The organism is Streptomyces sp. NPDC043908 (assembly GCF_056435525.1).
Genome location: NZ_JBWKEI010000009.1, coordinates 370370 through 388340 on the forward strand (window position 1 = coordinate 370370; position 17971 = coordinate 388340).

The 17971-nt window shown below is 72.4% G+C and carries 13 protein-coding genes and 1 rRNA gene; 12 read left to right on the forward strand and 2 right to left on the reverse strand.

Annotated features, from left to right (window positions below; genetic code table 11):
- Window positions 1-73: 73 nt before the first annotated feature.
- Window positions 74-3808, forward strand: coding sequence for a glycosyltransferase family 2 protein (locus AC069K_RS21810; RefSeq protein ID WP_478618703.1), 3735 nt, complete (start codon window positions 74-76; stop codon window positions 3806-3808).
- Entirely contained in the window at window positions 3805-5373 is a 1569-nt protein-coding gene (locus AC069K_RS21815; RefSeq protein ID WP_478618705.1) for a DUF5719 family protein, read from the forward strand. The genes AC069K_RS21810 and AC069K_RS21815 overlap by 4 nt, the downstream gene beginning before the upstream one ends.
- 43 nt (window positions 5374-5416) lie before the next feature.
- On the opposite strand, the gene AC069K_RS21820 is transcribed toward AC069K_RS21815, so the two are convergent.
- Complete coding sequence (locus AC069K_RS21820) at window positions 5417-5887, reverse strand: metallopeptidase family protein (RefSeq protein ID WP_365112592.1); 471 nt, start codon at window positions 5885-5887, stop codon at window positions 5417-5419.
- 273 nt (window positions 5888-6160) lie between these two features.
- On the opposite strand from AC069K_RS21820, the gene AC069K_RS21825 reads away from it, so the two are divergent.
- The 8 genes from AC069K_RS21825 (at window position 6161) to AC069K_RS21860 (ending at window position 14876) form a co-directional block, all read left to right on the forward strand.
- Window positions 6161-6580 (forward strand): DUF3499 domain-containing protein, encoded by a 420-nt coding sequence (locus AC069K_RS21825; protein WP_358832918.1) that lies wholly within the window; start codon window positions 6161-6163, stop codon window positions 6578-6580.
- 282 nt (window positions 6581-6862) lie between these two features.
- Window positions 6863-8224 (forward strand): phosphomannomutase/phosphoglucomutase, encoded by a 1362-nt coding sequence (locus AC069K_RS21830; RefSeq protein ID WP_478618710.1) that lies wholly within the window; start codon window positions 6863-6865, stop codon window positions 8222-8224.
- 241 nt (window positions 8225-8465) lie between these two features.
- Window positions 8466-8648, forward strand: a complete 183-nt coding sequence (locus AC069K_RS21835; RefSeq protein WP_067159781.1) for a Trm112 family protein — start codon at window positions 8466-8468, stop codon at window positions 8646-8648.
- A 96-nt stretch (window positions 8649-8744) separates the two neighbouring features.
- Window positions 8745-9887, forward strand: a complete 1143-nt coding sequence (locus AC069K_RS21840; RefSeq protein WP_365112598.1) for an SIS domain-containing protein — start codon at window positions 8745-8747, stop codon at window positions 9885-9887.
- Window positions 9888-10004: 117 nt separating this feature from the next.
- Window positions 10005-11171 (forward strand): mannose-6-phosphate isomerase, class I, encoded by a 1167-nt coding sequence (gene manA, locus AC069K_RS21845; protein ID WP_365112616.1) that lies wholly within the window; start codon window positions 10005-10007, stop codon window positions 11169-11171.
- Between the two features lie 69 nt (window positions 11172-11240).
- The gene (locus AC069K_RS21850; RefSeq protein WP_478618715.1) at window positions 11241-12206 is read left to right on the forward strand and encodes a cation diffusion facilitator family transporter; all 966 of its coding nucleotides are present in this window, start codon (window positions 11241-11243) and stop codon (window positions 12204-12206) included.
- A gap of 368 nt (window positions 12207-12574) precedes the next feature.
- Window positions 12575-14032 (forward strand): adenosylhomocysteinase, encoded by a 1458-nt coding sequence (gene ahcY / locus AC069K_RS21855; protein ID WP_365112604.1) that lies wholly within the window; start codon window positions 12575-12577, stop codon window positions 14030-14032.
- Between the two features lie 226 nt (window positions 14033-14258).
- Window positions 14259-14876: a hypothetical protein gene (locus AC069K_RS21860; RefSeq protein WP_478618718.1), complete on the forward strand. Its 618-nt coding sequence runs from the start codon at window positions 14259-14261 to the stop codon at window positions 14874-14876.
- A gap of 71 nt (window positions 14877-14947) precedes the next feature.
- Here AC069K_RS21860 and AC069K_RS21865 read toward each other — a convergent pair whose 3' ends face one another.
- A complete protein-coding gene (locus AC069K_RS21865) occupies window positions 14948-15925 on the reverse strand; it encodes an RDD family protein (protein WP_478618721.1) in 978 nt (325 codons plus the stop codon).
- Between the two features lie 164 nt (window positions 15926-16089).
- On the opposite strand from AC069K_RS21865, the gene AC069K_RS21870 reads away from it, so the two are divergent.
- Together AC069K_RS21870 and AC069K_RS21875 are read left to right on the forward strand one after the other, a co-directional pair.
- Window positions 16090-17097: a stage II sporulation protein M gene (locus AC069K_RS21870; RefSeq protein ID WP_478618724.1), complete on the forward strand. Its 1008-nt coding sequence runs from the start codon at window positions 16090-16092 to the stop codon at window positions 17095-17097.
- A 584-nt stretch (window positions 17098-17681) separates the two neighbouring features.
- Window positions 17682-17971 (forward strand): 16S ribosomal RNA (locus AC069K_RS21875); the annotation flags it as partial.

Consider the following 17971-nt stretch of genomic DNA (forward strand, 5'->3'; position numbering starts at 1 on the left):
GGCGCTGCCAGTCAGCACAGCAGCCTCCGGGGCCCCCAACCCCCGGACCCCGGCCGGAGGGGCCCGTACCTCGATGTCCGTGCACAGCCAGTCGACGGCCCCGTACTCCGAGGCCGCGGCATCACCGCTCGTTTCCGCCCACGCACCCGAGTTCCCGCGACACGTCGTCACCGCAGTGCTCGTCTCGCACGACGGCGCGCGCTGGCTGCCCGACGCCCTCGCCGGACTGCTCGGCCAGGAACGCCCCGTACAGAGCGCGTACGCGGCCGACACCGGCAGCGCCGACGACTCCGCGCGTCTGGTCACCGAGGCGCTGGGCGACGAACGCGTCCTGCACCTGGCGCGCCGCACCGGATTCGGCGCCGCCGTCGACGAGGCCGTCCGCACCGCCCCGGTGCTCGGCCCCGACGAACTCCCGTACCTGAAGCGGCCCAGCGGCTGGGACCCCGTCTCGCGCAGCTGGCGCGACGACAGCTACGACCTGCCCGAACTGCCGCACGGCGAGCCCGTGCAGTGGCTCTGGCTGCTGCACGACGACTGCGCCCCCGCGCCCGACGCCCTCGCCGAACTGCTGCGCGTCGCCGACTCCGACGCCCACGCCGTGATCGTCGGCCCCAAGCTCCGCGGCTGGTACGACCGCAAGCAACTGCTCGAAGTGGGCGTCTCCATCGCCCGCAGCGGCCGCCGCTGGACCGGCCTTGACCGGCGCGAACAGGACCAGGGCCAGCACGACCAGGTCCGCCCGGTGCTGTCCGTCTCCTCCGCCGGAATGCTGATCCGCCGCGACGTGTGGGAGGAGCTCGGCGGCTTCGACCGCCGACTGCCGCTGATGCGCGACGACGTCGACCTGTGCTGGCGCGCGCACGCCGCCGGCCACTCCGTCCTCGTCGCCCCCGAAGCCGTCGTCCGGCACGCCGAGGCCGCGGCCCGCGAGCGCCGCACCGTCGACTGCGCGGGCCGCTCCGCCGTCGACCCGCACCGGGTCGACAAGGCGGGCGCCGTCTACACGATGCTCGTCAACTCCCGCCCCGCCGCGCTGCCCTACGTCTTCCTGCGCATCGTCGTCGGCACCGTCCTGCGCACCGTCGCCTATCTGCTCGGCAAGGCGCCCGGCCAGGCCGTCGACGAGATCATGGGCCTGTCCGCGACCCTGCTGCGGCCCGGCCGCATCCTCGCCGGGCGCAAGAGACGCGGCAAGGCCGCGGTGGAGGCGAGCGAACTGCGCCCGCTCTTCCCGCCGCCCGGCGCCACCGTCCGCGCCACCGTCGAGCAGGTCGCCACCAGCTTCGGCGCGGGCACCGAGGACACCGGCGGCTCCCGGCACGGCGCCGTCGAGTCCGGCCCCGGCGGCGACGACGCCGACTTCCTGGAGATCGAGCAGTTCGCGCGGCTGAAGAAGATCGCCCGCAAGCCCGCGCCCGTCCTGTTCGCCCTGCTCCTGCTGATCTCGCTGGTCGCCTGCCGCGAACTGCTCGGCGGCGGCGCCCTCTCCGGCGGCGCCCTGCTGCCCTCGCCCTCGGGCGTCGGCGACCTGTGGGGCCGCTACGCGGACGCCTGGCACCCCGTCGGCACCGGCGGCACCCAGACCGCCCCGCCCTACCTCGCGGCCATCGCCGCCCTCGCCGCGCTCTGCTTCGGCTCCACCGGCTTCGCCCTGACCCTGCTGCTGGTCTGCTCCGTCCCGCTGGCCGGCCTCACCGCCTACTTCGCCTCCCGCCCGCTCACCGAGTCGCGCCTGCTGCGCGCCTGGGCGGCCGTCGCCTACGCCCTCCTGCCCGCCGCCACCGGCGCCCTCGCCACCGGCCGGCTCGGCACCGCCGTCCTCGCCGTCCTCCTGCCGCCGATCGCGCGCGCGGGCGTCACCGCCGCCGGACTGCGCGCCGAGGGCCGCGGCTCCTGGCGGGCCACCTGGACGTATGCGCTGCTGCTCACCGCCGCCATGGCGTTCACCCCCGTCGTCTGGCCGCTCGCCGTGCTGCTCGGCCTCGCGGTCCTGGCGCTGCGCCGCGACGACCTCACCGCCTACGGCCTGCGCTTCCTCGCCGCCGTCGGCACCCCCCTGCTGATCCTCGCCCCCTGGTCGCTGACCCTGCTCACCGGCCCGTCCGGCTTCCTGCGCGAGGCCGGCCTGGAGTACGGCAAGGGCGCGGCCTCCGCGCTCGACCTGCTCGGCGCGAGCCCCGGCGGCCCCAAGACGGTCGGCGGCCTCCTCCTCGTCGGCTTCGTGCTGGCCGCGCTCGCCGCGCTGCTGCGCGGGGAGCGGGAGTTCGCGATCCGCGCCGCCTGGGCCGTCGCCCTCACCGGCTTCCTCTTCGCCGCGCTCTCCAACAACGACGGCTGGGCGGGCCCGGCCACCCTCGTCTACGGCCTGGCCCTGATCGCCGCCACCGTGCTCGGCGCCGAGGGCGCCAAGGAGCGCGTCGCCGCCCACGGCTTCGGCTGGCGCCAGCCGGTCGCCGCGCTGATCGCCCTGGCCGCCGCCCTCGCCCCGCTGATCGCCGCGGGCGGCTGGATGCTGCGCGGCGCCGACGGACCGCTGGAGCGCCGCGACCCGGTGCAGGTGCCCGCCTTCGTCGCGGAGGAGAGCGGCACCCGCGACCAGGCCCGCACCCTCGTCCTCGGCGGCACCTCGCCCGCCAAGGTCTCCTACACCCTGGTCCGCGGCTCCGGCGGCCGCCTCGGCGACGCCGAACTCGCCGCCTCCGGCGGCAGCGACCCGCGCCTGGACAAGGTCGTCGCCAACCTGGTCGCGGGATCAGGCGCCGACCAGTCCTCCCAGCTCAGCGGCTTCGCCGTGCGCTACGTGCTGGTACGCGACGGAGCCCCCCGCGCCTTCGGGCGGGTCCTCGACACCACCCCCGGTCTCAGCCGGCTCAGCCAGCTCGACGGCAGCGCCCTGTGGCGGGTCGACCGGCAGGTCGCCCGCGCGGTCATCATGCCGCCCGCCGCCACCGCCACCACCGCCGCGGGCTCGGCGCAGCCGGGCGCCGCCGAGCCGGTGGCCGTCGCCGCCGACCCGGTCGACGTCCACACCAAAATCCCGGCCGGAGCGGACGGCCGCGTCCTGCGCATCGCCGACCGGGCCGCACCCGGCTGGACGGCGACCCTCGACGGCAAGCCGCTGAAGAAGACCACCGTCGACGGGTGGGCCCAGGGCTTCCACCTGCCCGCCTCCGGCGGCCGCCTGGACATCACCTACGAGGCCCCCTTCACCCACACCGCGTGGATCTGGGCCCAGTCGCTCCTCTCCCTGGTGCTCGTCGTCCTCGCCCTGCCGGGCCGGCGCCGCCGGATCGACGACGACCTGCCCGAGGAGGAGCAGCCGGTGCTGCCCCCCGCGCGCGACGGCGAGGGCCGCCGCGCCCGCCGCCTGCGCGCCCAGGCGGAGGCCGACGCGACCGGCGCCGACCCGACGGCCGAGGCCGACGGCCCGGCCGGCCAGGACTTCCCGCCCCCGCCCACCTCGGCGCCCACGGCCCCCGAGACCGACCCGTACGCGAGCACCCCCTACGCCGAGGTGCCGCAGCAGCAGTCCTACGGGCAGTGGGACGAGCCGGCGTACACCAACGCCGAGTACCCGCAGCAGCAGTACGACCCGTACCAGCAGCCGTACCAGCAGTACGACCCGTACCAGCAGCAGCAGTACCCGCCGCAGGAGCCCGCGTACGACCCCTACGGCTATGGCTACGGCGGGGAGCAGGCCCCGGGCCAGGGGCAGGGCGAGGGCGGGCGCATCCCCGGCCAGAGCCCTGACGGCCAGGGCCACGACACCGAGCAGCCGCACCGCCCCGACGGGAGCAACCAGTGAACCGCAGCACCCTCTCCCTGATCGCGGCCGCCGTCGCCCTCGCCGCCGTCACCGGCTTCGCGGCCGTCACCGCGCCGGGCGGCGACGCGGCGAAGGCGGACGCGAAGGGCCCGGCACGGCTGCCCGTGGAGCGCTCCAGCCTGCTCTGCCCGGCGCCCAGCCTCTCCGACCTGGCGGAGACCACGTACACCACGTACACCCCCAAGGGGGGCGAGGCGGGCGCGAAGGCGGGCACGGCCGGCGGCGCCGTGCTGAAGCCCGCCGTCACCCCCCTCACCGACGGCACGCCCGCCAAGGCCCCGGTCAAGGCGGACAAGGACAAGAAGGGCAAGAAGGGGAAGACCCCGGAGAAGCCCGACCCCAGCAAGGCGGTCGTCACCCTCAAGGAGCCCGGTAAGCCCGCGTCGGCCACGGCGGACGGCGCGGATGCACCCGCGCTCGCCGGGTCCGCCGACGGCCCGCTCGCGCCGGGGTGGGCGGCGCAGCAGACCACGGTGGTCTCGGCGGGCGACGCGCGCGCGGTGCTCGGCACCCGCTGCACCGAGCCCGACACCGACTTCTGGTTCCCCGGTGCCTCCACCGCCAAGACCCGTCAGGACTACGTCCATCTGACCAACCCGGACGACGGCGCGGCGGTCGCCGACATCGAGCTGTTCGGCAAGGACGGCCCCATCAAGTCGGAGGTGGGGGAGGGGATCACGGTCCCCGCGAAATCCAGCGTCCCTGTTCTGTTGTCAACGTTGACCTCGGCGGCGGCCGATGACCTGACCGTCCATGTCACGACCCGCTCCGGGCGGGTGGGCGCGGTCGTGCAGGCATCGGACGCGAAGGCGGGCGCGGACTGGCTGCCCGCGTCGGCCGACCCGGCGGCGAGCCAGGTCCTCCCGGGCATCCCGGGCGACGCCACCGACGTACGCCTGGTGGTGTACGCCAAGGGCGCCGACGACGCCGATCTCAAGGTGCGGCTGGCCGGTGCGAGCGGCAGCTTCTCCCCTGCTGGTCTGGACACCGTCCACGTGAAGTCGGGGATGACGGCGTCCTTCGATCTGAAGAACGTCACGAGGGGCGAGGTGGGTTCCCTGTTCCTCACCCCGTCTTCGGATGGCGCGAAAACGCCCATCGCGGCGGCCCTGCGGGTCGTACGCGGCACGGGTGACAAGCAGGAGACCGCATACATTCCGGCCACCGCGCCGGTCGGCGACCGGTCCACGGTCACCGACAACCGGGCCAAGGGCTCGACGCTGGCCCTCACCGCGCCGACCGCCGCCGCCACCGTCAAGGTCACCGCGTCGCCCGGCACCGAGGGCGGCGAGCCGCAGACCAAGACGTACACCGTGAAGCCCGGCACCACGCTGGCGGTGGAGCCGCCCGTCCCGTCCGGGCTCAAGGGCTCGTACGCGCTCACCGTCGAGACCCAGCCGGGCAGCGGTCCCGTCTACGCCTCCCGCACCCTGGCGCTGCCGCAGGACGGCATCCCGATGTTCACCGTCCAGACGCTCCCCGACGACAAGGGGACGGTGGCCGTCCCGGCGGCGAAGCAGGATCTGTCGGTCCTGGACGACTGAGCAGGCCCCGCCCCCGGCCGGGCGAGACTCTTTCGGGTGCGGTTCAGTCCTGTCCGTAGCGCGGATCGACCGACTCCGGTGCGAGGCCGAGGAGTTCGGCGACCTGCTCGACCACGACCTCGTGGACGAGCAGGGCCCGCTCGTCGCGGCTCTTGGTGCGGATCTCGACGGGCCGCCGGTAGACGACGATCCGTGCGGGTGATCCCTTGGAGGCGGGCAGCGCGCGCCCCAGCGGCACGGCCTCGTCGCTCCACCCGTCCTCGTCGGACTCGGGCAGCGGCACGTCGGAGACGAGGAAGTCGACGTCGGCCAGTTGCGGCCAGCGCCGCTCCAGCCGCTCCACCGAGTCCCGCACCAGATCGCGGAAGCTCTCCGCGCGGCTCGCCGAGAGCGGCACCTGCGGCGGGGCCACCGGGCCGCGCATGCCCCTGCCGTGCCGGTCGCGGCGGCGGGGCCGCGGGCCGGGCGGTACGGAGTCGGGTCCGGCGCCGGTGCCGGAACGGGAAGTGTCCATCACTGACGCAGCGTAGCCCTCCGGAGCGCCGCGCGATCGCGGCAGCGGTCCCTTCCACGGCATGTCGCGCGATGACCGTTTCCCTCTCGCTTGAGAGCGATTACCGGCCCATACGGGACAGCGGATTTCACATCGTTTGACCGGAAGATTCTCAAGTACGGAACGTAAATGGCCCCGTCACGCACCGTGCGGCCCTCTTCCCGTGCAGGTCAGCCCAGTTGCTCACGGGGCCGCTGTGCCCGAGCTCACACCGCGACACGGTGGAGTGACCCGGTGGAGAGTCGTCGCGGCCCGCTCAAGAGTGCGGTACCGTCCAACGTCGTGAGCCCTGTACGTCGCTGTTCGCGCACCGCGTGCGGCCGCCCTGCCGTCGCGACACTGACGTACGTCTACGCGGACTCGACCGCAGTCCTCGGTCCGCTCGCCACCTACGCCGAGCCCCACTGCTACGACCTGTGCGCCGAGCACAGCGAGCGCCTCACCGCGCCCCGCGGCTGGGAGGTCGTCCGCCTCACCGATGCCTCCGCCCCGGCCCGCCCCAGCGGTGACGACCTGGAAGCGCTTGCCAACGCGGTACGGGAAGCGGCCCGCCCCCACGAGCGCGCCGCCGAGGCCGGCGGCGCCCGCGCGGCCGACCCCATGGAGGTCGCCCGCCGCGGCCACCTCCGCGTACTGCGTTCGCCCGAGCCCTGAGACCTGACGGCCTACGGACCTGAGGAACGGACGCGCTCGACGGGCCGCCCCGTCCGGCGGGCAGCGGAACTCGTCGGCCGCCGGCTGGAATGCCGCCACACGGAACGGCGGCACACGGAATGTCGGCACGCGCGCGTTGCACGAGCCGCACTCGTGGGCATCCGCGTTGCAGAACGACGGCTGCGGAGTTCTCCACAGGCACCGCAGCCCCGACACCCCCAGCCGGTAGCCTCGGACCAGGGGGCCGCATGTCTCCGCAGGTGATTTCAGAAGGGTTGGGCCGTGGCTGTTGATCTGTCGCAGATCGTGAAGGCGTACGACGTCCGCGGGGTGGTGCCGGATCAGTGGGACGAGTCCCTGGCCGAGCTGTTCGGAGCGGCCTTCGTCCGGGTGGTGGGCGCCGACGCGATCGTGGTCGGACACGACATGCGTCCGTCGTCGCCGGGCCTGTCGGCGGCGTTCGCCCGCGGCGCCGCCGCCCAGGGCGCGGACGTCACCCTGATCGGCCTGTGCTCCACGGACCAGCTGTACTACGCGTCCGGCCGGCTCGACCTGCCGGGCGCCATGTTCACCGCGTCCCACAACCCGGCCCAGTACAACGGCATCAAGCTCTGCCGCGCGGGCGCCGCCCCGGTCGGCCAGGACACCGGGCTCGCCGACATCCGCGCCCTCGTGGAGAGCTGGTCGGAGTCGGGCGCTCCGGAACCGGCCGCGACCACCGGCACGATCGACGAGCGCGACACCCTCGCCGACTACGCCGCGCACCTCAAGTCCCTCGTCGACGTCTCCGGCATCCGCCCCCTCAAGGTCGTCGTGGACGCGGGCAACGGCATGGGCGGCCACACCGTCCCCACCGTCTTCGCCGGTCTGCCGCTGACGCTGGTGCCGATGTACTTCGAGCTCGACGGCACCTTCCCCAACCACGAGGCCAACCCCCTCGACCCCGCCAACATCGTCGACCTCCAGGAGCGCGTCCGCGCCGAGGGCGCCGACCTGGGCATCGCCTTCGACGGGGACGCCGACCGCTGCTTCGTGGTGGACGAGCGCGGCGAGGGCGTCTCGCCGTCCGCCGTGACCGCGCTGGTGGCCGCCCGCGAGCTGGCCAAGCACCCCGGCGGAACGGTCATCCACAACCTGATCACCTCCTGGTCCGTCCCGGAGGTCGTCCGTGAGAACGGCGGCACCCCGGTCCGCACCCGCGTCGGCCACTCGTTCATCAAGCAGGAGATGGCCCGTACCGGCGCGATCTTCGGCGGCGAGCACTCCGCGCACTACTACTTCAAGGACTTCTGGAACGCCGACACCGGCATGCTGGCGGCCCTGCACGTCCTGGCCGCCCTCGGCACCCAGGAGGCGCCGCTCTCCCGGCTCCTGGCGGAGTACGACCGCTACACGGGCTCCGGCGAGATCAACTCCACGGTGACCGACCAGGCCGCCCGCACGGAGGCCGTCCGCGAGGCCTTCGGGAGCCGCCAGGGAGTCACCCTGGACCAGCTGGACGGTCTGACGGTCTCCACGGCCGACTGGTGGTTCAACCTGCGCCCCTCGAACACCGAGCCCCTCCTGCGGCTGAACGTGGAGGCGCGCGACGAGCCGACGATGGCGAAGGTGCGCGACGAGGTCCTGGCGCTGGTACGGGCGTAGCCCCGCCACGGACTGCCCGGACGGCCACCGGAGCCCGGGATCCCGGCCTCCGGTGGCCCGTCACCGGCCCGTCCGCCACCACCGGTCGGCCCGGCCACCCGGCAAGCTCGTACCGCACCCCGGCGGTAGGGTGACAAGGCCCGGCCCAGGCAACTGAATCCAGGCACCCTGATCCACGTACACGACGTACTCCACGTACACGACGTACACGCGACGACGAAGACGTTCCGGAAGGACCCCCATGCCGCTCGAAGCCGGCCTCCTCGACATCCTGGCCTGCCCCGCGTGCCACGCCCCGCTGAAGGACGCGACGGCCGAGGAGACGCCCGAGCTGGTCTGCACCGGCGCGGACTGCGGCCTCGCGTACCCGGTCCGCGACGGCATCCCCGTACTCCTCGTGGACGAGGCCCGCCGCCCGGCGTGACCCCGCCCCGCGTGGACCCCGTCCCGCGGACCCCCGACCGGCGCCCCGCCGGAACCGAGTGACCCGGAACCCCGATCGCCCCGGAGGCCGCCGCACATGCTCGATGAGTCGCTGCTCGACGCGCCGGAAGCCCTGGCCCGCGCGGACCGCCGCGGTCTGCTGCGCGGAGCCGCCGACGCCGGCGCCCGCGTCCGCACCGCCGCCCGGCACGCCTCGGAGGCGGGCATCGCGGAACTCCAGCCCGAGGGACGCCCCCGGGCCGTGCTCGTCGCGGGCCCCGGCACCGCGGCCGCGGGCGTGGCCGACCTGGTCGCGGCGCTGGCCGGGGCCTCCGCGCCGGTCGCCCGGCTCGTCCCGACCGGGGTGGCCGCCGCGGCGGGCGCCCTGCGCTGGAACCTCCCCGGCTGGGCGGGCTCGGTCGACCTGCTGCTGATCACCACGACGGACGGCAGCGAGCCCGGCCTCGCGCTCCTCGCCGAGCAGGCCTACCGCCGGGGCTGCACGGTCGTGGCCGTCGCCCCCAAGGGCTCCCCGCTCTCCGAGGCCGTCGACGGGGTGCACGGCCTGGTGGTGCCGCTGGCGACGGCCCCGCACGAGCTGTACGAGGACGGAAGCACCCCGGCCGCCTCGCCGAGCGCCCTGTGGGCCCTGCTCACCCCCATCCTCGTCCTGCTCGACCGCCTGGGACTGGTCTCCGCGCCCCCGGAGACGCTGGAGAAGGTCGCCGACCGGCTCGACCGCACCGCGGAACGCTGCGGCCCGGCCATCGCCACGTACAGCAACCCGGCGAAGACCCTCGCGGCGGAACTCGCCGACTCGCTCCCCGTCGTCTGGACGGAGGGCGAGAGCGCCGCCCCTGCGGGCCGCCGCTTCGCGACCGTACTGGCCGAGCTCGCGGGCCGCCCCGCGCTCGCCGGCGAGCTGCCGGAGGCGCTGGCGTCGCACTCCATCCTGCTCGCGGGCTCGCTCGGGGAGGGCGCCGACGAGGACGACTTCTTCCGCGACCGCGTGGAGGAGCCCGCCACGCTGCACGCCCGCGTCGTCCTGCTGCGCGACCGACCGGCCGGCGGCCTCTCCGCCGCCCCCGCGGCACGCGAACTCGCCCTGGGCCACGAGGCGCAGATCAGCGAACTGGAGCCGGAGGAGGGCACGGAACTGGAGTGCCTCGCGGAACTCCTCGCCCTCGCGGACTTCACGACCGCCTATCTCGCCCTCGCCTCGACACCGCCCCCGGCGTAGGGCGGTGCCGGTGCGGTACGACACCGAGGCGACCGATGCCGGACGGCTGCCGGGGCACGCGGGCGGCACGCGGCGACCGATCCCGTACACGACCACGCGAAAGTGACCACGCGAACCATGGACCGTCTCGCCAACACCGTGCGCCCCTATGCCTGGGGCTCCACGACGCTGATCCCGGAGCTGCTCGGCACCGACCCGACCGGCGAACCCCAGGCGGAGATGTGGATGGGCGCGCATCCGGGCGCCCCGTCCCGAGTCGACCGGGGTACGGGCGAGGCTCCGCTCTCCGACGTCATCGCGGCGGACCCGACGGCGGAGCTCGGTGACGCGGCGGTCGCCAAGTTCGGCCCCCGTCTTCCTTTCCTTCTCAAGGTGCTGGCGGCAGGCGCCCCCCTTTCGCTTCAGGTGCATCCCGATCTCGCCCAGGCGCAGCGGGGTTACGCGGACGAGGAGAGCGCGGGCGTTCCGCTCGGCGCCCCGCACCGCAACTACAAGGACGCCAACCACAAGCCCGAACTGATCTGTGCCCTGACAACGTTCGAAGGCCTGTGCGGGTTCCGGCCTCCGGAGGAATCCGCGGACCTTCTCGCCGCGCTCGACGTCGACTCCCTCAAGCCGTACGTGGACCTCCTGCGCGCGCACCCCGAGGAGGCCGCGCTGCGCGAGGTCCTCACGGCCGTACTGACCGCCGACCCGCAGGAGATGGCGGCGACGGTGGCCGAGGCCGCGGCGGCCTGCGAGCGCCTCGGCGACGACGTCCACCAGGTCTGGGCCACGCTCGCCCACCACTTCCCGGGCGACCCCGGCGTCATCGCGGCCATGCTCCTCAACCACGTCCGGCTCCAGCCCGGTGAGGCCCTGTTCCTCGGCGCCGGCGTCCCGCACGCGTATGTGAGCGGCATGGGCGTGGAGATCATGGCCAACTCGGACAACGTGCTGCGCTGCGGTCTGACCCCCAAGCACGTGGACGTCCCCGAACTCCTGCGGGTCGTCCGCTTCGAGGCGGGCGACCCCGGCGTTCTGCGCCCCGAGGCGTCGGAGACCGGCGAGGAGGTCTACGAGACCCCGATCGACGAGTTCCGCCTGTCCCGCTTCGTACGACCGGAAGGCGCGGCTCCGACCGACCTGACGGCCGCGACCCCGCAGATCGTCCTGTGCACCTCCGGTGCGCTGGAACTCGGTGACCTGCGCCTCACCCCCGGTCAGGCCGCCTTCGTGCGGGCAGGTGAAAAGGCCGGGCTGTCCGGAGCGGGCACCGCTTTTCGCGCCACTGTCCTGGCCTGATGCAACAATGTGCGGCCGAATGGCGGCACCCGGGCGGCGGCGCCAACGACGAAGGGAACACGTGCACGTATGAGTGCGTCAGGCGGAACCAAGGCGATCGTGGCGGCGCTCGGCGCCAACCTCGCGATCGCGGCAGCCAAGTTCGTGGCGTTCCTCTTCAGCGGCTCGTCGTCGATGCTCGCGGAGAGCGTCCACTCGCTGGCCGACTCCGGCAATCAGGGCCTGCTGCTGGTCGGCGGTAAGAAGGCCCAGCGTGAGGCGACACCGCAGCATCCCTTCGGCTACGGCCGAGAGCGCTACATCTACGCCTTCCTGGTCTCCATCGTCCTGTTCTCGGTGGGTGGCATGTTCGCCGTCTACGAGGGCTACGAGAAGATCAAGAGCCCGCACGAGATCGAGGCCTGGTACTGGCCCGTCGGCGTCCTCGTCTTCGCGATCATCGCCGAGGGCTACTCGTTCCGTACGGCCATCAAGGAGTCGAACGAGACGCGCGGCGCGCTCTCCTGGTCGCAGTTCGTGCGCCGGGCGAAGGCCCCCGAGCTGCCCGTGGTCCTCCTGGAGGACTTCGGCGCGCTCATCGGACTCGTCCTCGCCCTCGGCGGCGTCGGTCTCGCGCTGGCCACCGGCGACGGCGTCTGGGACGGCATCGGCACCCTCTGCATCGGTGTACTGCTCATCCTGATTGCCCTGATCCTCGCGGTGGAGACGAAGTCCCTGCTGCTCGGTGAGGCGGCGGGCATCGAGGAGGTGCAGAAGATCCGTACGGCCATCGTCGACGGCGACACCGTCACCTCCGTCATCCACATGCGGACCCTGCACCTGGGCCCGGAGGAGCTGCTGGTCGCCGCCAAGATCGCGGTCCAGCACGACGACACGGCCGCCGAGGTCGCCCGCGCCATCAACGAGGCCGAGGCCCGCATCCGCGAGGCCGTGCCGATCGCCCGCGTCATCTACCTGGAACCGGACATCTACAGCGCGGCGGAAGCCGCCGCCGGCCCGGACCCGGCGGCCACACCCGGCGGCACCGGGCACTGAGCAGGCGGCCCCGGTGGCGGAGCATGCCCCCCGGGGGGCTCCCGCCCCTGGATTTCGCCACCTCGCCATCCGGGACGGGCTGGGGCCGGCTGGGCCGATCGGTGTAGATTCGTGACCAGAGCCAGACGTCGCTGCTGATGGCGGTCGGTCGGTACGCCCCGCGCGCCGGCCGAGGGAGAGAGGGCCTCCGACGGACTGCGCTGTGAGCGCGACGGGCACCCCCGGGTGCCCATGGACACGTCCATGTCCACCCGGACATCGCGATGTCCGCCGGGCACCCCTACCGGTGCGCGCGGCCGTCGCCCTGCCCAGGTGCGCCCGCAGACCTTCCGTACCCACCCTCGACCCACCCATGAGGAGCAGCTCGCATGACGACTGTCGACGCCGGCCAGGACTTCAAGGTCGCCGACCTCTCCCTCGCCGCCTTCGGGCGCAAGGAGATCACCCTGGCCGAGCACGAGATGCCCGGCCTGATGTCGATCCGCAAGGAGTACGCCGCCAGCCAGCCGCTCGCCGGCGCCCGGGTCACCGGCTCCCTGCACATGACGGTGCAGACCGCCGTCCTGATCGAGACGCTCGTCGCCCTCGGCGCCGAGGTCCGCTGGGCCTCCTGCAACATCTTCTCCACCCAGGACCACGCCGCCGCCGCCATCGCGGTCGGCCCCGAGGGCACCCCCGAGGACCCCAAGGGCGTCCCGGTCTTCGCCTGGAAGGGCGAGACCCTGGAGGAGTACTGGTGGTGCACGGAGCAGGCCCTCACGTGGCCGAACTCCCCGACCGGCGGCCCGAACATGATCCTGGACGACGGCGGTGACGCCACGCTCCTGGTCCACAAGGGCGTCGAGTTCGAGAAGGCCGGCGCGGCCCCGGACCCGTCCACCGCGGACAGCGAGGAGTACGCCCACATCCTCACCCTGCTGAACCGCACCCTCACCGAGAACCCGCAGAAGTGGACGCAGCTCGCGTCCGAGATCCGCGGTGTCACGGAGGAGACCACGACCGGTGTCCACCGTCTCTACGAGATGCACCGCGACGGCACCCTCCTCTTCCCGGCGATCAACGTCAACGACGCGGTCACCAAGTCCAAGTTCGACAACAAGTACGGCTGCCGCCACTCCCTGATCGACGGCATCAACCGCGCCACCGACGTCCTCATCGGCGGCAAGACCGCCGTCGTCTGCGGCTACGGCGACGTGGGCAAGGGCTGCGCGGAGTCCCTGCGCGGCCAGGGCGCCCGAGTGATCATCACCGAGATCGACCCGATCTGCGCCCTGCAGGCGGCGATGGACGGTTACCAGGTCACCACGCTCGACGAGGTCGTCGACAAGGCCGACATCTTCGTCACCACCACGGGCAACAAGGACATCATCATGGCCGCCGACATGGCCAAGATGAAGCACCAGGCCATCGTCGGGAACATCGGCCACTTCGACAACGAGATCGACATGGCCGGCCTCGCGAAGATCCCCGGCATCGTCAAGGACGAGGTCAAGCCGCAGGTCCACACCTGGACGTTCCCCGACGGCAAGGTCCTCATCGTCCTCTCCGAGGGCCGCCTGCTGAACCTGGGCAACGCCACCGGCCACCCCTCGTTCGTGATGTCCAACTCGTTCGCGGACCAGACCCTGGCCCAGATCGAGCTGTTCACCAAGCCCGAGGAGTACCCGACCGACGTCTACGTGCTGCCCAAGCACCTCGACGAGAAGGTCGCCCGTCTCCACCTCGACGCGCTCGGCGTGAAGCTCACGACGCTCCGCCCCGAGCAGGCCGCGTACATCGGCGTCGAGGTCGACGGCCCGTACAAGTCGGACCACTACCGCTACTGATCGCGCCGCCGGGTCCGTGACGCACGGACCCGGCAGCCGCGGTACCGGCGAACCTCAAGCGGTACCGACGACGCGGTACGCAGTACGCAGCCCTACGCAGTAAGCAGCACGCAGTGCCGAGAGCAGCGGTACCAGGCAGGCCCCCGGACCCCCGTGCCGGGGGCCTGCCCCGTACCCCGCTCCGTACAACGGTCCACCCCTACGCCCCCGAGGACCACAGGACCCCATGCCCCGCGGCCGGTATTCGCTTCACGACCCGCACGACCACACCCCCCTCGGTGAAGAACACTTCCACTGCGCCCCCGGCCCGTCCGGCTGGCGTTACGTCTCGCAGATCACCACCCCCTCCGGCGACCCGGCCGGCTCCGTCGACCTCGCCCTCGACGACCTCGGCCGCCCCATCCGCCTCGAACTCCACGCCGGCAGCTGGCAGGTGCGCGGCGCCGCCCTCGACGGCGTCACCTGGGTCCGCACCGACCCCACCGGCACTCACGCCACCGAAGGCAATGTCCCCGCCCACGCCTTCACCGGCACGTCCCCGGCTTTTCTCATTGCCACGTCACGTCTGCTCCGCCTCACCCCCGGTTCCCCCGCGACCCGCGTACGGCTCGTCGCCCTCACCGACCCGGTCCTGGCGCCCCGCACCCTCGACCAGTCCTGGGCCCTGGTGAACAGTGAAGCGCACGCCACTGACAACGGCTCCCTGACCGTGGACGAGTACCAGGTCAGCGCCCTGGACACGGGGGAACAGCACACCGTGCACATCGCCAGTGACGTGGTCCTCGCGGCACCGGGAATCGAGCTCGAATCCCTCGAAAGCCCGCCGTCGGTCTGGGGCCCGTAGAACCCGTTCGGTGATCTTGCGGACGTACGAGGCCCGAGCGCCTCGGGACCCGCCAGGCGTCGGCGGGTGGTTCAGGCAGGCGGCACGAAGCCGGTGGCCGAACCGGCATCCGACTCTGGCTCGGGTTGCCGCGCCGGAGCCGAGGGGGCGGTACTCGGCAACGAGGTGGGTGGTGGGGGCGTGGGTGGCGCGAAGAGAGGCGCGGCGGTCGTGGACGGCGTACCAGGCGGCGCGGCCCTCTCTGTTGGCCCCGCGGGGAGGCTCGTCACAGCGTGCGGCGGGAAACCCGTCGCGCCGTGAGGTGCCCCGAAGGCCCGCAAGGCGTCCCGCGCCTGCCGCTCGGCCATGACCGCCGCCAGATAGGCGGCCGGAGGCACCCCCTCCGGCGCCGGCGCCCCCGTCCGCGCCACCAGGTCATCGGCCAGCCGGACCGCCATCGTCCAGCTCACCTGCGGGTCGAGCTGTCGCATCCGCGTCAGGTACTGCCGTACGGCCAGCCACAGCGCGTCCGGCACGGCCGACAGGTCGAGTCCGGAGAAACGTCCCATCAGCCACGGCGGAGGGGGCGGAAGGGCGGCGGCCCGTCCGGTCGGCACCCGCTCGCGTACGACCAGGGTCCCCGCGAACACGTCCCCGATCCGCCGCCCCCGACCGGAAACCAGCGACGCGATGCAGGCGACGACCCCGAAGGTCAGCAGGATCTCCACGACGCCCATGGCTCCGCGCACAAGCGCGTGCCGGAAGCGAATGGGCCCACCGTCGTCGCGAACCACGCGCAGACCGCACGCCAGCTTCCCCAGCGAGCGCCCGTGCGTCAGCGTCTCGACAGCTATGGGCACCCCCACGAGGACGAGCACGAACAGGGCAACGGCTATCGCCGCCTGCGCCGCGTCGTCCAGGGAAGCCGTGGCCAGCAGCAGCGTGAACGAGACGATCAGATAGCCGGCCCAGGCCACGACCATGTCGATGAGCAGCGCGAGCGCGCGACTGGGCAGTCGTGCGGGCCGCAGCCCCAGCACAACCGCGTCCCCCGTGACCAGCGCACTCACCGATGACCCACCCTTCGTCGTCGCCGTCGGGCGACGACCTCCACCGAGGCCGCCGAAGCGGCGACCTTCCCCGACCCTCGGAAACCTCAGTCTGCCAAGCTGGCCCGCAGCGCGCCGCAGTAGGACGGACCGTACGCACCCAGTGCCTGGAGCAGCAGCCGACCATGGACCTCGACGTCTTCGTCACCGCCCACCACCACGAGTGGGACCGACTCGACCACCTGCTGCGCCGCGGCCGACGCCTGACCGGCGCCGAGGCCGACGAACTCGTCGCCCTCTACCAGCGCACTTCAACGCACTTGTCGCAGATACAGTCCTCGGCTCCCGACCCGCAGCTCACCTCCCGTCTCACGCAGCTCGTCGCCCGCGCCCGCGCCACGGTGACCGGCACCCGTCGCGCGTCCTGGCGCGATGCCGCGCGCTTCCTGACCGCCGGGTTCCCGGCAGCCGTCTATCGCGCGCGTAGATGGTGGGTCCCGGCGGCCCTGATATCGACGGCGCTGGCCGCGATCATCGGCTGGTGGATCGGCACCCACCCCGAGGTCCAGTCGTCGCTCGCCGCTCCGGAGACGCTGAGGGACATGACCCGCCCGGGCGGCGAGTACGAGACGTACTACTCGAGTCACCCCGCCGCGTCCTTCGCGGCCCAGGTCTGGACGAACAACGCGCAGGCAGCGGCGATGTGCCTGGTCCTGGGGGCGTTCCTGGGCCTGCCGGTCCTGTGGGTCCTCTTCTCCAACATGCTGAACCTGGGCGTGGGCATCGGCCTCATGTCCTCGGCCGGCCGCCTCGACACCTTCCTCGGCCTGATCCTCCCGCACGGCCTCCTCGAACTGACCGCCGTCTTCGTAGCGGCCGGTACGGGACTACACCTCGGCTGGACCGTCATCGACCCCGGACCGCGTACCCGGCGTGACGCCCTCGCCGAGGAAGGTCGCGCGGCCCTCGGTATGGCCATCGGCCTGGCCCTGGTCCTGTTCGTCTCCGGCCTGCTCGAAGCCTTCGTCACCCCTTCCGGCCTCCCCACCTGGGCCCGCATCACCATCGGTGTCGTCGCCGAGCTGGCCTTTCTCCTGTACGTGTACGTCCTGGGCAGCCGAGCCGTACGCGAGGGCGAGACGGGTGACGTCGAAGAACCGGACCGCAGCGCGGGCGTTCCGACCGCCGCCTGATGTGCGTACGACCCCTCTGACCTGGTACTGTCCTCTTCGCCCACAAAAACCGTTGACACGGTCAGCGTGGGGAGGTAGATTCAAACGGTTGCGACGGACTGGACAAGTTCGGACGCACTGGCTAGTATCTCTCTCGCTCTCACCGGAAATGCGATTTCCGAAGAGCCATTCCGATGGATTCCGAATCACGAAGCCGATTAGTTCGGCCGAAATGCTTCTGATAGAGTCGGAAGCGCCGGAAAGGGAAACGCGAAAGCGAAACCCCGGAAAGCGAATCCCGCCGACAGGGAAATCGGACACGAAAGAGTCTGATAGAGTCGGAAACGAAGGAAGCGCCCGGAGGGCCCGGAAACGGGAACGAAGGAAGCGTCCGTACCTTGAGAACTCAACAGCGTGCCAAAAGTCAACGCCAGATTGACAACCCCGGCCTGCCAGTGATGGTGGGTTGGAGGTTCCTTTGAAAAGTCCTGTCGGCCCTTGTGGCGGGCAGGCAACGAACACAGCGAGGACGCTGAGGACGACTGGTCTTATTCCGACCTGGTCGTTCCGCTCTTTCGTGGTGTGGACCCGATGACGGGTAAACATTCATGGAGAGTTTGATCCTGGCTCAGGACGAACGCTGGCGGCGTGCTTAACACATGCAAGTCGAACGATGAACCACTTCGGTGGGGATTAGTGGCGAACGGGTGAGTAACACGTGGGCAATCTGCCCTTCACTCTGGGACAAGCCCTGGAAACGGGGTCTAATACCGGATACGACCTGGGAAGGCATCTTCTCGGGTGGAAAGCTCCGGCGGTGAAGGATGAGCCCGCGGCCTATCAGCTTGTTGGTGGGGTGATGGCCTACCAAGGCGACGACGGGTAGCCGGCCTGA